Genomic DNA, 15,279 nt, shown 5'->3' with positions numbered 1-15,279 from the left:
CCGCTCCAGCTCATGCGAACGGCCTCAAGTTAGCCTTTACTTTTGACCAAGCTTTCTTAACGCGAGGTTAGCAAACGATGGTCATCGTTTGCCCCTCAATTTTAAGGCTGACCTTAACTTTTGAGTTCTTCCAGCCCGGCAAAGAGATCCAGCGCTTCCGGATTGGCGAGCGCTTCCTTGTTCTTGACCGGACGGCCATGCACCACCTCGCGCACCGCAAGCTCGACGATCTTGCCGGATTTCGTGCGGGGGATATCGGCAACGGCGATGATCTTGGCCGGTACATGGCGCGGCGAGGCGCCGGTGCGGATGCGGGTCTTCATCGCCTTGACGAGATCTTCGGTCAGGGAGACGCCGGCGGCAAGGCGAACGAAGAGCACGACGCGGACATCATCGTCCCAATCCTGACCGATACAGAGCGCCTCCAGAACCTCGGGAATCTGCTCGACCTGGTTGTAGATCTCGGCCGTGCCGATGCGCACGCCGCCGGGATTGAGCGTGGCGTCGGAGCGGCCGTGAATGATGAGGCCGCCATGCTCTGTCCACTCTGCGAAATCCCCGTGGCACCAGATATTGTCGAAGCGCTCGAAATAGGCAGCCCGATATTTGGCGCGCTCCGGATCATTCCAGAACATGACCGGCATGGAGGGGAAGGCTTTGGTGCAGACAAGCTCGCCCTTCTCGCCGCGCACCGGCTTGCCTTCGTCGTTCCAGACATCGACGGCAAGTCCGAGGCCCGGCCCCTGGATCTCACCGCGCCAGACCGCTTGCAGCGGATTGCCGAGCACGAAACAGGAGACGATATCCGTGCCGCCGGAAATGGAGGCCAGCTGGATATCGTCCTTGATGCCCTCATAGACGAAGGTGAAGCCCTCGGGCGACAGCGGCGAGCCGGTGGAGGTCATCAGCCGCAGGCTCGAAAGATCATGCGAGGTCTTCGGCGTCAGGCCGCTCTTATGGACGGCGTCGATATATTTGGCCGAGGTGCCGAACAGCGCGAATTTCTCTTCTTGCGCATAGTCGAACAAAATGTTGCCATCGGGGGCGAAGGGCGAACCATCGTAAAGGCAAAGCGTCGCGCCGGCGGCAAGGCCCGTCACCAGCCAGTTCCACATCATCCAGCCGCAGGTGGTGAAATAGAAGACCTTCTCACCAGGCACGACGCCGCAATGGAGGCGATGCTCCTTGAGGAGCTGCAGCAGCGCGCCTCCGGTGGAGTGCACGATGCATTTCGGAACGCCTGTGGTGCCTGAAGAAAACAGGATGAACAGCGGGTGGGAGAAGGACACGGGCACAAACTCGACCGGCTTCGCCTCGAAGGGCGCGACCAGATCACCAAGGGTCCTCGCGCCCGGTGTCGCTGCCACGACGGCTTCGGCATTGCCGGCATAGGGCACGATGATGGTAGGCGCTTTCAGGCGCTGGGCGATGGCGCTGACCTTTGCTGTGACGTCCTGCAGCTTGCCGCTGTACCAATAGCCGCTACACGCGATGAAGAGCTTCGGCTCGATCTGGCCGAAACGATCCATGACGCCCTGCTCGCCGAAATCCGGCGAACAGGAGGACCAGATCGCACCGATCGACGCGGCCGCCAGCATGCAGGCGATGGTTTCAGGCATGTTCGGCATCATTGCAGCGATGCGGTCGCCCTTGCCGATACCCTCGGCGCGATAGGCCTGCTGCAGGCGGGAGACCATGGCGGCCAGCCGATCCCACGACCAGCGATCGCGCACCTTGTCCTCGCCCCAGAACACAAGCGCATCGCCCTCGCCGCTTCGCGAGAGCAGGTTTTCCGCGAAATTCAGCTCGGCATCGGGAAAGAAGCGGGCATCCAGCATGACATCGCCATGGATCAACGCCCGTTCACCGCGCTTGCCCTTCACACCGCAGAAATCCCAGACCGCCGACCAGAAGTTCTCACGGTCGGCGATGGACCAGGCGTGGAGGCTGGCAAAGTCGGACAGCGGGAGGTCGAAACGGCGGTTGCATTCCTGCATGAAAGCGAACATCGGACTCTGGCGGCGAAATGTTTCCGATGGTGTCCAGAGCGGCTGCTGATCCTGCATATTTCTCTCCCGCTTTTTGCACTATATAGCAATGCTGCAGCGCATTAATAAAATCACGGTGTTGTGGGTATTGCCAGTGCGTGACGTTTGCATCCGACAAACATTTCCTATATCCGGCAAACTCAGGCAGATTATCCCTATCAGTTCAAGAGTCTCCACGGGATCATGAGAGCTTCGAAAAACAACAAGTGGCGGTTGACGATGCGTTCGGCCTCGCGCTGGCTGCCTGCTGTTGCTCGCACGACCGGCATCATTCTTCTCACGATCCTCATCGTGTTCGCTGTCTTCAGAGCGACCGCGCCTTTCCTGATTTCAAGCGGTTTGGTGCGCTCCGGCATCGAGAAGGCATTATCGGACTGGACGGGATATCGAGCCCAGATCGAAGGCGACCCGACGCTCGAATTCTGGCCGACCCCGCGCGTGACGCTCAATCAGGTCACCATCCGCGAGCCGTCGCGAAACGGCAAGGTCCTCGGCCATGTCGACAGCCTCTCCGCGGATTTCTCGCTATGGTCGGCGATCCGCGGGCATGCGCATTTTCACGAATTCCATTTCCTGCGCCCGATCCTTTATATCCGCCGCGACGAGAACGGCCTGATCGACTGGACGAACGAAGGCCGCCTTTCCAAGGCGATCGAACAGGCCGAAACCTCCTCCGGCCAGGGCATGCGGATGAGCAAGGAACAGGATGCCGCCATCGGCATGCTGACCATTGAGGACGGAAGCGTCGAAATGACCGACGAGCGCAGCGGCAGCATCTACAAGCTGAACGCCGTCAATGCCGACATCGCCTGGCCGCGGCTTTCCCAGTCGCTGAGCGCTGTCATTCTTGCCCGCTTCAACGGTCAGGACATCAAGCTGAACTTCGACTCGACGCAGCCCCTGCTCTTCTTCGCCGGCAAGAATGTGAACACCACGACCAGCTTCGTTTCGCCGCTGATCAGCTGGACCTATACTGGCATTACCAGCATATCGGATTTTTCGGCACTTTCGGGCAATCTGGATTTGAGTGTGCCGAACGTGCCCTCCTTCATCGCCTGGAGCGGGCAGCGCCTGCCGGCAGCCGACACCCTCAAGAATATTTCGCTCAGCGCCAATATCGCAGCAATCGACAACGGCCTGCGCTTCAACAACCTCAGCTTCAAAGTCAACGATTCCGCCGCTTCCGGCATCATGGATCTGAACTATACGAAATCGGGCAAGCCGAAGATTTCCGGTACGCTTGCCTTCGACCAGATGAACCTCAATCCGTTCCTGGCCGCCTTCTCCATGCGTCTGGCCGCGGAAACCGCCATTGATGCGCTGTTGAACGGCAATCCGCTGCAGCGGCTCGATCTCGATATGCGGCTGTCGTCGAGCAAGGCGGCTCTCGGCCCCTTCCAGTTCGAGAATATCGGCGCCAGCCTGCTGGTGGCAGGCGGTAAGGCGAAATTCGACATAGGCGACAGCAGCTTCGAGAGCGGTTCGCTGACCGCGCATCTGGAGGTCGCACCAGGCGATTTCGATGGCGGCGGCAAATTGCAGATATCGATCCGCAACGCCGATTTTGGTGGCCTCTTCACGCGCCTGAAGCTGGTAGGCCCGTTGCCGATGCCCTCATCGGCTTCACTGGATCTTTCGCTCAGCACCTCGAAGCCGATCTGGGTTGCCACGCTCAGCGACGTCGCCGGCACGCTGCACTTCACCTCGTCGGCAGGATCGTTTCGCCAATTCGATATCTCGACCTTCCGGACGCTCGCCGCCGAGAAGGCTTTCTTCCGGATGAGCGATATCGCCGATTCTTCTTTCGACTTCGATAGCATCAGCGTGGATGCCAGTTTTGCGAAGGGTTCCGCCGAGGTGCAGAACGCGGCCATTGCGGGCCGCAACGAAACGATCAGCTTCAACGGCGTCGTTCCGTTCCGCACCAACGGGCTGGCACTCTCCGGCGCGCTCGAGGCGACCTCGCCCTCCGACGCGGACGAACTGCCGATGCTGCCCTTCTTCATTGGCGGCAGCTGGCCGAATCCGGTGATTTCGCCGGTCGCAACGCTTCTGCAGAAGCCCATGCAACAGCCGTAGTTCTTTCACGCCGTTCAGCCGCAGCACTTCAAGCTGCTGCAGCCGCCTGCTCGTCCCTCTGCCGTTGGACCTCCCGGCGCTTCGTCGCGATGGAGGCGCAGATAACGCCCACGGCGACCACGCCGATCAGGATGGTGCAGATGGCGTTGATTTCCGGCGTCACGCCAAGCTTCACCTGACTATAGATCAGCATCGGCAGGGTCTTGGCGCCGGCACCCGAAGCGAAAGTGGCAATGACCAGATCGTCGAGCGACAGGGTGAGTGCCAGCACCCAGCCGGAGAAGACCGCCGGTGCGATGATCGGCAGCGTCACCTCGAAGAAGGTGCGCACCGGCGGCGCACCGAGATCCATCGCCGCTTCCTCGATCGAGCGATCGAAGGTCAGCAGGCGCGACTGCACGACAACGGCGACGAAGCACATGGTGAGCGTCGTATGCGCCATGACGATCGTCCAGAAGCCGCGATCGACGCCTGACGTGACGAAGAGCAGCAACAGCGACAGGCCGGTGATGACATCTGGCATGACCAGTGGCGCATAGATCATGCCCGAAAACAGAATGCGGCCGCGGAAGCGGGTATAGCGCACAAGGGTGATGGCCGCGAGCGTACCGAGCACTGTTGCAATCGTCGCCGAGAGCAACGCGATGCGCACTGTAAGCCAGGCGGCGCTCAACATCGTGTCATTGCTGAAAAGATGCACGTACCATTGCGTCGAGAAGCCGCCCCAGACGGTGACGAGTCGCGAGCTGTTGAAGGAATAGATGACCAGCAGCAGGATCGGCAAGTAGAGGAAGGCCAGACCGAGCGTGACCGAGACGATGTTGAAGCGGGACCAGCGGATCATACGTTATCTCCCCTTCTCATCGGCTTTCGCCTGGAAATGCTGGAAGAAGACGATGGGCACCACCAGCACCAGAAGCAGGATGGTCGCCACCGCCGATGCCAGCGGCCAGTCGGTATTGCTATAGAATTCCGTCCAGAGCACCTTGCCGATCATCAGGGTTTGCGAACCGCCGAGCAGGTCGGGGATGACGAACTCACCGACCGCCGGGATGAAGACCAGCATGCAGCCGGCGACAACACCAGGAAGCGAGAGCGGAAAGGTGACGCGCCAGAACGCGCCGATCGGCGTGCAGCCGAGATCCTGCGCGGCCTCTATCAGCGTGCCGTCCATCTTTTCCAGCGCGGAATAGAGCGGCAGCACCATAAACGGCAGGTAGGAATAGACCATACCGATATAGACGGCGGTATTGGTGTTCAGGATGACGAGCGGCTCATGGATGATGCCGAGCGCCATCAGCAACTGGTTCAACAGGCCCGTCGTGCTCAGAATCGACATCCAGGAATAGACGCGGATCAGAAAGCTCGTCCAGAAGGGCAGGATGACCAGCATCAGCAAGGTCGGCCGGATCGTGCGCGGCGCCTGCGCCATGCCATAAGCGATCGGATAGGCGATGATCAGCGTCAATAGCGTCGAGATGCCGGCGATCTGCAGGCTCTCGATATAGGCGTTCATGTAGAGCGGGTCGCCGGCAAGCCATGTGTAATTGTCGAACGACATGGTCTGCAGCTTGTCCCACCAGTCGCTGAAACTGTCGCTCCAGGCGAAGGACGGGTCGTAGGGCGGCACCGACAAGGCCTTCGTCGACAGCGAGATGCGGAAGACGATGAGGAAGGGCGCGAGAAAGAAGATCAGCAACCAGGCATAGGGAACGATGATCACGAGGCGCTGATAGATTAGGGAACCGAGCGCTTTCATCATCAATCCTTCAGCAAGACGCCGGCATTTTCGTCGAAGGAGACCCAGACGTTCTGGTCGTAGGCGAATGGCTCTTCCACGGCGCGGACAGCGTTCAGCGACGAGGCCTTGACCACCTGCCCGCTCTTCAGCTTGACGTGGAAGACGGTCATGTCGCCGAGATAGGCGATATCCCATATCTCGCCTTCGGCCGCATTGACCGAGGCATTGGCCGGCGGGCGCGGTGTCACTCTGAGCTTCTCCGGACGGATGGCAAGGCTGGCTCGGCTTCCCGCCGAGGGCGTGTCTCCGGAAGCCGTGCGCACCGTGAAGCCCGATTCGACCGCTATCTCGACGATGCCGGATTGTGCCGAGGTGACGTTGCCGTCGAGGATGTTCACATCGCCGATGAAGTCTGCAACGAAGCGGCAATTGGGCGCCTCGTAGATCTCGGCCGGCGTTGCCACCTGCACCACCTTGCCGTGGCTCATGACCGCGATGCGGTCGGCCATGGTCATTGCTTCTTCCTGGTCGTGGGTGACGACGACGAAGGTCAGCCCCAGGCTCTGCTGCAGATCCATGAGTTCGAACTGCGTCTCTTCGCGAAGCTTCTTGTCGAGCGCGCCGAGCGGCTCGTCAAGCAGCAGCACCTTCGGGCGTTTCGCAAGCGAGCGTGCCAAGGCGACACGCTGGCGCTGGCCGCCGGACAACTGGTTGGGCTTGCGCTTGGCGAACTGTTCGAGCTTCACGAGCTTCAACATCTGCCCGACTCGATCGTCGATCTCGGCTTTCGGCATGCCATCCTGGCGCAAGCCAAAGGCTATGTTCTTTTCCACCGACATATGCGGAAACAGCGCGTAGGACTGGAACATCATGTTGACTGGGCGGCGATAGGGCGGCGTACCAGCAAGATCCTGACCATCGAGCACGATCTCCCCCGTCGTCGGCTGTTCGAAGCCCGCGAGCATGCGCAAAAGCGTAGATTTGCCGCAGCCGGATGCGCCGAGAAGGGCGAAGAATTCACGATTGTAGATATTCAGGGAGAGGTTATCGACGGCGGTGAAATCACCGAACTTCTTGGTCACGTTCTTGAAGGAAATGTAAGGCTTGGCCGAAGGATCGATCCAAGGAGCAAAGGAACGCCGGATATTACCGAGTGACTTCATTATCTATCCCCAATTGAACGCCATTGTGGCGCGCGTCGCGCCGGCTCTTCCCCATCCCGGCACGCTCGTGATTCCTGACTTTATCCTCATAAGGAAAGGCCCGGACGTTGCCGTCCGGGCCGCTTCGATTTATTGGCCTGTCGTGACCTTTGTCCACAAGCGCGTCGCCAAGCGCTGCGTTTTAGAGTCCCAAGGGGTCAGCGTGTACAGTTTCTCGCGAACCGCATCCGTGGGATAAACGGCCGGATCATCGAGTACATCCTTGCTCACGAACTGCTGCGACGCCTTGTTGCCGTTGGCATAGGCAGTGAAGTTGCTGGCCTTGGCGATGACCTCAGGCTTCATGATGTAGTTGAGGAAGATATGCGCCTCCTCGACATGCGGCGCATCGGCAGGGATCGCCATGACGTCGAACCACATCTGCGCTCCCTTAGTGGGAATCGAATAGGCGATGTTGACGCCGTTCTTCGCTTCGGCGGCGCGGTTGCGGGCCTGCAGCACGTCGCCGGAATAACCAAACGCCAGGCAGATATCGCCATTGGCAAGCGCGTTAATGTATTCGGAGGAGTGGAACTTGCGCACGAAGGGACGGATCGCGGTCAGGAGATCCTCGGCCTTCTTGAAGTCCTCCTGCTTTGTCGAATTCGGGTCGAGGCCCAGATAGCGCAGCGCGGCCGGGATGACGTCGGTCGGTGAATCCAGCACGTAAATGCCGCAATCCTTGAACTTTGCGGCGAGCTTCGGATCGAAGATCACGTTGATATCGGGAGCGTCGTCGGTGCCGAGGATCTGCTTCACCTTGTCGACGTTGTAGCCGACACCGCTCGTGCCCCACATATAGTCGATGGCGTATTGGTTACCAGGATCATAGGTGGCGATGCGCTGCTGCACCGTATCCCACATGTTGGAGATGTTTGGCAGCTTGGACTTGTCGAGCTTCTGGAAGACGCCGGCCTTGATCTGGCGCTGCAGGAAATAGGCGGTCGGGACGACGATGTCGTAGCCGGTCTTGCCGGCCAGCAGCTTGGTTTCCAGCGTCTCGTTCTGGTCGAAGGTATCGTAGACGACCTTGATGCCGGTTTCCTTGGTGAAATCCTCCAGGATCGAATTGTCGATATAATCCGACCAGTTGTAGATATTGACGACCTTGTCTTCTGCCTGAGCGACCGTTGCCAGCGAAACGACGGCAAACGCCGTTGCTGCAAGCCGTGCGAACATGGACTTCATAGTCTCTCCTGTTTTGTTCAAGGGCATCCAGGCGATACCCAACCCTCTGTTTTTCCCGCTAGACTAGAAAGGAAATCGGAAGGCGACAAGGGAAAAAGCAAGCCGGCATAAGCTTTAGCCGTTTTCCCCGAAAACGACCGATCTCCAAGCAAAATTGCCCGCCAAGAGACAATGCCGTTCGCACGCAATTGTGAATGCAGGGCTTGCTTCGCACGTGAATGCGGAAGCAGGCTTTGCTAACATCGAGACGTTCTCGTCCACAAACATTCTCACGCCTGTTTCGCCATCCTGCCCAGCGGGCAAACTCAAACCCATCAGCGGGGACCTATCATGCAGTATCAAAAATTCGGCAATACCGGTCTCAGCGTCTCGCGCCTGTGTCTCGGCACGATGACCTTCGGCCTGCAGATCGAGCAGGAAGAGATCGCCCATGCCATTCTCGACAAGGCGGCCGATGCCGGAGTCAATTTCATCGACACCGCCGATGTCTACCCGCTCGGCGGCGGCGAGCAGCTTGCCGGCCGCACCGAGGAGATTGTCGGCCGCTGGCTGAAGGGCAAGCGCGACCGCTTCATCGTCGCGACGAAGGCTGTCGGAAAGGTCGGCCCGTCTCCTTGGGATCAGGGCGCGTCGCGCAAGCATCTTCTCGACGCCATCGACGCTTCGCTGCGGCGCCTGGGCACCGATTATGTCGACCTTTACCAGCTGCATTCGGACGATCGCGAGACGCCGATCGACGAGACGCTGGAGGCGCTCGATACCATCGTGCGCTCCGGCAAGGCCCGCTATGTCGGCGTGTCGAACTTCCTCGCCTACCGGCTGGCACTTGCGCTCGGCCGCGCCGATTTCCTGCGCACCGCGCGCTTCGTTTCGGTGCAGCCGCGCTACAATCTCTTGTTCCGCCAGATCGAGCGCGAGCTGCTGCCGCTCGCCGAGGAACAGCGCCTCGCCGTCATTCCCTACAACCCGATCGCCGGCGGCCTCCTTACCGGCAAGCACAAGCACGATGTCGCACCGACAGAAGGGCGTTTCAGCGCACAGCTTCGCAGCGCCGGCAGCAATTATCTGCAGCGCTATTGGCATGAACGCGAATTTGCCACGATCGAGAAGTTGCGCGGCATAGCCGAAGAGGCCGGGCAATCGCTGACCAAGCTTGCCGTCGCCTGGGTGGCCGCCAATCCGGTCATCACCTCAGCCATTATCGGCGCCAGCCGCCCCGAACAGCTCACGGACACGCTGGCCGCCATCGACCTGAAGCTCGATCCGGAACTGAAGGCGAAGCTTGACGAGGCCACGGTCGAATATCGCTGGGGCGACGCAGCTCGGTGAAGAAGCACGAACGGCGGTCAATTGCCGCCGGTTTCTTTACAGATAGGTCGGACGCTTGCCGGCAAAGAGCTCGGCGTGGCTTTTCAGCAATTTGGTCATGCGGTCGACCACGGTGCGGATTTCCCGGCGATGACGGTCGGCATTGTTCATGACGATCCACTGCCGATGGCGCAGCTCCGGAATTTCCTCGCCGACCCGCGCCAGCCGCGGCTCCTGGTCGCCGACGAAGCAGGGCAGAACGGCAATGCCGGAGCCGGCAAGCACCAGATCACGCAGCGAACGCGGGCGACTAACCGTAAAAACGATTTCCTCGCGCTTATTCTGATGAGGCCAGCGCAGATAGGGTGAGATCGCCTCCTCCTCCGCTACCGCGATCCAGCGCTGTAGGCCGGAAAAGCGCATGTTGCGAGCCTGATAAGCGGCATAGGCGACATCGCCGGTCTTGATGGCGGCGAGATTGGTCTCCTCCGGCTCGAAGGCGCGGATGCCGATATCGCTTTCGCGATGGGCGAGGCTGGCGCGGCGTTCGCCGAGATGAAGGTCGATGCCGAACCCGTCACGCTCAGAGCAGATAGTCGGCATGTTCTGGCTGAGCAGCCAGCCGACCCAGGTGCCGGCAGCGATACGCACGATCGATGCACCCTGAGCATCGCGCTGCCAGCTATCGACCTTGCGGGCGGCGGCTTCCATCTCCAGCAGTTGGTCGAACAGCGCCTGGCCATTGCCGGTCAGCGTGTAGCCAGCCTGGCTACGCTCGAACAGCGGGCGTCCGATCTGTCCCTCCAGCTCCAGCATGCGCCGGCCGATCGTCGCCGGGCTCAAGCCGCTGGAAGCAACCGCGCCGGTCAGGCCGCCACCACGGGCGACATCCAGAAAAAGCTGATAGGAATCCCATGTCGTGTTTTTCATAATTGAAAAACATAAGATGATCATGGCTGTTTATAAAGCAAATTCGTATGTGTAGTTGAAGGGATGCCTCACGGAAGGAGACATCTCATGATGGATAGCATGGCCCTGGCGAAAGCCATAGAAATACAGAGCCTGGCGCGCGAAGAGCAATGGCGCTGCGACGAAGATTTATTCTACCTCGACTACGGGCTTGAGCCGCCGCGGCTCTTCATATGGATTGAGCGGATATTTGTCGCTTTGAGCACCCGACTCCAGGCAATGAAAAAGGCGGACCGGCCGGAAATGGGCCGATCCGCCTGCGATAGCAACACCCGCTGCGGTCAGGCCGCCTGCTCACGCATGTAGTTCGCGCTATAGCCGGTCTCGATCTTGAACTGCAGGATAAGGTGCAGCAGGGCATCGGCCTCGGTGGCGAGCTCGCGGCTCGCCGCCGTGGTTTCTTCTACCATGCCGGCATTCTGCTGGGTCATCTGATCCATGTGATTGACCGAGGAGTTGACCTCCTGCAGCGCGCTTGCCTGATCGTGGCTGGCGCGGGCGATCATCTCCACGTGGTGGCTGATCGTCACGATCTGGCTGCTGATCTGCGCGAGCACCGAGCCGGCCTCCTGCACGTACTGCGAACCGGAATTGACCTCCTCGGTCGACTTGTTGATGAGCCCCTTGATCTCCTTGGCGGCAGCAGCCGAGCGCTGTGCCAGCTCGCGCACCTCCATGGCGACGACCGCGAAGCCCTTGCCCGCATCGCCTGCGCGGGCGGCTTCGATACCGGCATTGAGCGCAAGAAGGTTGGTCTGGAAAGCGATCTCGTCGATGACGCCGATGATCTGCTCGATCCGGCGCGAGGCCTCCTCGATACGCGACATGGCATCGATGGCGTTGCCGACGACGACAGAGCTGTCATCGGCGCTGCGCTTGGCTTCGCGCACGATTGCATCAGCGTCCTTCGCGCGCTCGGCAGATGAACGGACAGTCGTCGTGATCTGGTCGACGGCAGCGGCGGTCTGCTCCAGCGATGAGGCCTGCTGCTCGGTGCGCTTGGAGAGATCCTCGGCGGAAGCCGCCATCTGAGCGCCGTTGCTCTGGATCATCTCGACATTGCTGCGGACCTGGCTCAGCGTCTGTTGCAGGCGGGACAGCGAACTGTTGAAGTCCTGGCGCAGCTGCTCGAGGCGGCCGATGAAAGGCGTGTCGATCGTCGCCGAGATATCGCCCTGAGCAAGGCGCTCGAGACCGGCGGCAAGCTCGCTGACGGCATAGTCGATCTGACGGTCGAGCTCGCGCTTTTCGGCATCGTTGCGCTGACGTTCGTGCTCTGCGGCAGCACGCTCCTCGTCGCTCTGCTCCTCGATGCGGATCTTCGAAATGGCGTTTTCCTTGAAGATGCCGAGGGCTCTGGCCATGTCGCCGATCTCGTCGCGACGCTGCTCGCCGGAGATCGAAGTCTCCAGCATGCCATCGGCGATGCGGCGCATGGCGGCGGTGATCTGCCCGATCGGACGCTGCAGGGTCAGGACGAGCGCGATGCCACCAGCAACCGAGAGGATGATGCCAAGTGCAGTTGCCAGGATGGATATGGAATTTGCCTGGTTGCGCTCGCTGCCGGCGCTCTGCTTCTGCGTCTCGGCGAAAGCTGTCAGCTGGCCCCAGACCTGATCGAGCTGCTGGCGGGCACTGGCATATTCGCCGATCCGCTGATTGATGGTATCGACCAGCTTGCCGCCGGCCTCATCCATGGACTTGATGGCCGGACGAATGGCCGAGTCGATGTCGCCGGCGAAATCCATGCTCTTCGCGCTCTGGTTCAGCGTATCGATATCGCCACCGAGCTTGGAGACTTCCTGGCGCAGGCGGACGAGATTGTCCTTGTTCGTATTGGCGTTGAAATCGGCCAGCACGAGCTGCAGCGAATAGATCGAATCTTCAAGGCGGCGCGTGTCCTGCAGGACCGAATTGGTCTGTGCGACTCGGGCATCGAGGGAAACGAAGGTCGTGGTAGCCTGGCGCATCATCTGCGTCGCCGTCAGCTGCGTATAGGTCGAGGTCTGGCGGAAGCGCGAAAGCAGCCGGCTGATATTGGTGATCGTATCGTCGGTCGGAACATCCGTGCTTTCGGTGAAGGCAGCAAGATCCTTGATGGTACCCACGAGCGACTGGACAACGCTCTTCTGGTTCTGCGGCAAGGCAAGGTCGATGGAGCGCTGTGCCTTGTTCAGATCCGGCAGCCGGTCCTTCAGTATCTTGACCTTGTCGGCCGGTGTCGCGGCCTTGTTGAAGTCTTCGGCAACAGAGGCCAGCATATCGCCGCCCTTCAGCAGGCGGTCGGCGGAGCGCAGCGTGGAGGTCGCGTCCGCCTGGTCCTGGCGCATCCGGTCTTCCAGCTGCTGGCTGTTGAAATTGACGTTGAAGCGGGCACTGATCAAGGCGCGCTGGGCGTCGTCGATCGTCTTGCGCAGCGATAGTTCCTGTTCGTGCAGAGACCACAGCCTGCCGACGAGGTTGGACATGTCGGCGGTCTTTGCCATCGCGTCGGTCAGATTGTCGCGACCATCCGCATCCGCACCGAGCTGGCCGAGAGTCGCATTCAGCACGCCCTGTTGCGACTTGATGTCCTCATAGAGCTTGTCGCGCTGCTGTGTGTTAGTGATGCGCAGGAAGTCATCCATGGAACCATAGAGGTTCTTGAACCCGGTCAGGGACTGCAGGACGCTGTTGGAGATCTCCATGCGGCCCTGAAGCAGGCCCGACGCATAAAGCCCGGTAAGGCCCACGGCGGAAATGCTGATGACGAACGGCAGGACGAATATCAGAACTTTCGTCTTGATGTTGAAACGCGACAATATCTTGTCAATGAACATTTTGGCCCAGACCTCTCACACACCGCTCCCCCGTCGACGCCGCCTCGGCGCTGACCGGATGTATAATCATCATTCTTGAAATATCAGCAGGCGGGGTTCCCGAGTATAAGTCGGGAAGCAATCATTGCTTCGGCTCCAGCTTGCAGTAGAGCGCCCCAAGAAATCGACAGGGATTGTCGGCGTGATTAATTAATTTTCAGATAAGGATGTAGTGTGACCCGCAGCATACAATCAAACGCTGAAAAGCGGAGGGAGAGATCTATCTCTGTGCGCGAGCCAAGGCTGCCGTTCAACGACGGCCAAGAGCAATGTGGCGGCTGAAATCAGAAGCCGCGTACGGTAAGATAGGCGATGCAAGCGGCGGTAACGCCGGTCGCCAACATCAACAGTCTTGCCGCCAAAAGCTTGGCATTGTCACGGGTCTGAGCGATTGCAATGGCGCGAGCGCGACGATGTGTTCTGTTCATGAGTATATTCCCATTTTCGCACTGACACGATAACCGGCAAATGGTGCTTTCGGCAACTGCCAATGTATTCAATAATAATGTAGGAAAGGAAAACGCGAGAAACAGAGGCCGGTTCCATTTTCTCAAGGCGCCGACAAGGCCTTGAAACGGCAGTTCAAGCCGCTTCGCCGGCTACATGCCCGGAGGCCCACGCCCATTGGAAATTATAGCCGCCGAGCCAGCCGGTCACGTCGACGCATTCGCCGATGAAGAACAGGCCGGGATTGGTTTTCGCCTGCATCGTCCGCGAATCGAGGCAAGCCGTATCGATGCCGCCGAGGGTCACTTCGGCGGTGCGATAGCCTTCCGATCCGGAAGGTTTGACCGGCCAGGACTGAATAGAAGCCGCGAGCTGCTGCAGGCGTTTGTCCGACAGATCGGCCATGTTGCCGGAAATGCCCTCGCTCTCGACAATGTGCTGAGCCAACCGTTTCGGCAGGATTTCCGCAAGCGCCGTCTGCGCAGATTGCCGGCCATTGACCTGCTTGGCCTTCTTCAGCAGTGCGAAAATGTCGATATCGGGCTCGATCGCGACGGTGATGTCCTCGCCTTCCCGCCAATAGGAGGAAATCTGCAGAATGGCGGGGCCGCTGAGGCCGCGATGGGTGAAGAGCAGGGCCTCGCGGAATGCCGTCTTGCCGTGGCGGATCTCGGCGGGGGCAGCAATGCCCGACAACGGAGCCAGACGCTGAAGCAATTGCGGATCGAGCGTCAGCGGCACAAGGCCCGGCCGCGTTTCGACGACAGGCACGCCGAATTGCTCGGCAATGCGATAGGCAAAACCTGTCGCGCCCATCTTCGGGATCGACTTGCCGCCCGTGGCGACGACCAGCGAGGATGCTTCGAAGGCGCCTTCGGATGTGCTGACACGATAGCCGTCCGCCTTCTGCTCGATGCCGCTGATCTCCGTTCGCAGTCGCAGTTGCGCACCGGCCGCACGCATCTCGTCGGTCAGCATGCGGATGATATCCTTGGCGCTATCATCGCAGAAGAGTTGGCCGAGCGTCTTTTCATGCCAGCCGATGCCATGGCGCTCGACCATGGCCAGAAAATCGGCAGGCGTGAAACGCGCCAGCGCCGATTTGGCGAAATGCGGATTGGCGGACAGGAAGTTCTTCGGACCGGCATGGATATTGGTGAAATTGCAGCGGCCGCCGCCGGAAATGCGGATCTTTTCGCCGGGTGCGGCGGCATGATCGAGCACGAGAACGGACCGACCGCGCTGGCCGGCGCGGATGGCGCACATCATGCCGGCAGCGCCTGCGCCAAGGACGATCACATCATATCTGCCGGTCACGCTTCAGCCCTTTATTCTTCGCCGCGCTCTCTCGTCATTTTTCCATCATACGGCGAAAGTCCGAGCGGTTTTCCCCCTCGCCAATTGGCAAACTGCAGTTATGATGCACTCACCGATCAACC

12 protein-coding genes are annotated in these 15,279 nt (G+C 60.1%); 3 read left to right on the top strand and 9 right to left on the bottom strand.

Translation table 11 applies throughout. The annotated features are described in order from the left end of the window. Positions 1 to 113: 113 nt before the first annotated feature. On the bottom strand, positions 114 to 2,066 hold the full coding sequence (locus AC13RC_RS00875) for an acetoacetate--CoA ligase (protein WP_488556221.1): 1,953 nt from the start codon (positions 2,064 to 2,066) through the stop codon (positions 114 to 116). A 165-nt stretch (positions 2,067 to 2,231) separates the two neighbouring features. On the opposite strand from AC13RC_RS00875, the gene AC13RC_RS00870 reads away from it, so the two are divergent. Then, on the top strand, positions 2,232 to 4,127 hold the full coding sequence (locus AC13RC_RS00870) for an AsmA family protein (RefSeq protein WP_488556220.1): 1,896 nt from the start codon (positions 2,232 to 2,234) through the stop codon (positions 4,125 to 4,127). A gap of 28 nt (positions 4,128 to 4,155) precedes the next feature. On the opposite strand, the gene AC13RC_RS00865 is transcribed toward AC13RC_RS00870, so the two are convergent. The 4 genes from AC13RC_RS00865 to AC13RC_RS00850 all read right to left on the bottom strand — a co-directional run bounded on the left by AC13RC_RS00865 (position 4,156) and on the right by AC13RC_RS00850 (position 8,249). Beyond that, positions 4,156 to 4,971 carry an ABC transporter permease subunit gene (locus AC13RC_RS00865; RefSeq protein WP_113330093.1) on the bottom strand — a complete coding sequence of 272 codons (816 nt, stop codon included), beginning with the start codon at positions 4,969 to 4,971 and terminating at the stop codon, positions 4,156 to 4,158. 3 nt (positions 4,972 to 4,974) lie between these two features. Beyond that, positions 4,975 to 5,886, bottom strand: coding sequence for an ABC transporter permease subunit (locus AC13RC_RS00860; protein ID WP_113390266.1), 912 nt, complete (start codon positions 5,884 to 5,886; stop codon positions 4,975 to 4,977). A 2-nt stretch (positions 5,887 to 5,888) separates the two neighbouring features. Further along, entirely contained in the window at positions 5,889 to 7,031 is a 1,143-nt protein-coding gene (locus AC13RC_RS00855; RefSeq protein ID WP_113353788.1) for an ABC transporter ATP-binding protein, read from the bottom strand. A 129-nt stretch (positions 7,032 to 7,160) separates the two neighbouring features. Then, positions 7,161 to 8,249, bottom strand: coding sequence for a polyamine ABC transporter substrate-binding protein (locus tag AC13RC_RS00850; RefSeq protein WP_233788612.1), 1,089 nt, complete (start codon positions 8,247 to 8,249; stop codon positions 7,161 to 7,163). Positions 8,250 to 8,588: 339 nt separating this feature from the next. Here AC13RC_RS00850 and AC13RC_RS00845 point away from each other — a divergent pair, with 339 nt between their 5' ends. Beyond that, entirely contained in the window at positions 8,589 to 9,587 is a 999-nt protein-coding gene (locus AC13RC_RS00845; RefSeq protein WP_488556219.1) for an aldo/keto reductase, read from the top strand. A gap of 36 nt (positions 9,588 to 9,623) precedes the next feature. Here the strand turns inward: AC13RC_RS00845 and AC13RC_RS00840 are convergent, their stop codons facing one another. Further along, complete coding sequence (locus tag AC13RC_RS00840; RefSeq protein ID WP_488556218.1) at positions 9,624 to 10,496, bottom strand: LysR family transcriptional regulator; 873 nt, start codon at positions 10,494 to 10,496, stop codon at positions 9,624 to 9,626. Between the two features lie 87 nt (positions 10,497 to 10,583). Between AC13RC_RS00840 and AC13RC_RS00835 the strand changes: the two genes are divergently transcribed. Beyond that, positions 10,584 to 10,841: a hypothetical protein gene (locus AC13RC_RS00835; RefSeq protein WP_145322511.1), complete on the top strand. Its 258-nt coding sequence runs from the start codon at positions 10,584 to 10,586 to the stop codon at positions 10,839 to 10,841. On the opposite strand, the gene AC13RC_RS00830 is transcribed toward AC13RC_RS00835, so the two are convergent. From AC13RC_RS00830 to AC13RC_RS00820, 3 genes are all read right to left on the bottom strand, one after another. After that, entirely contained in the window at positions 10,817 to 13,354 is a 2,538-nt protein-coding gene (locus AC13RC_RS00830; protein ID WP_488556217.1) for a methyl-accepting chemotaxis protein, read from the bottom strand. The genes AC13RC_RS00835 and AC13RC_RS00830 overlap by 25 nt on opposite strands. Positions 13,355 to 13,677: 323 nt before the next feature. After that, positions 13,678 to 13,821, bottom strand: coding sequence for a hypothetical protein (locus AC13RC_RS00825; RefSeq protein ID WP_173002499.1), 144 nt, complete (start codon positions 13,819 to 13,821; stop codon positions 13,678 to 13,680). 154 nt (positions 13,822 to 13,975) lie between these two features. Beyond that, positions 13,976 to 15,157 (bottom strand): BaiN/RdsA family NAD(P)/FAD-dependent oxidoreductase, encoded by a 1,182-nt coding sequence (locus AC13RC_RS00820; RefSeq protein ID WP_488556216.1) that lies wholly within the window; start codon positions 15,155 to 15,157, stop codon positions 13,976 to 13,978. Positions 15,158 to 15,279: the final 122 nt, after the last annotated feature.

Source organism: Martinezella sp. CNPSo 3890 (assembly GCF_057784455.1).
The sequence above is the reverse complement of the archived record's forward strand: the minus strand, read 5'-3'. Positions and strand labels throughout refer to the sequence as shown.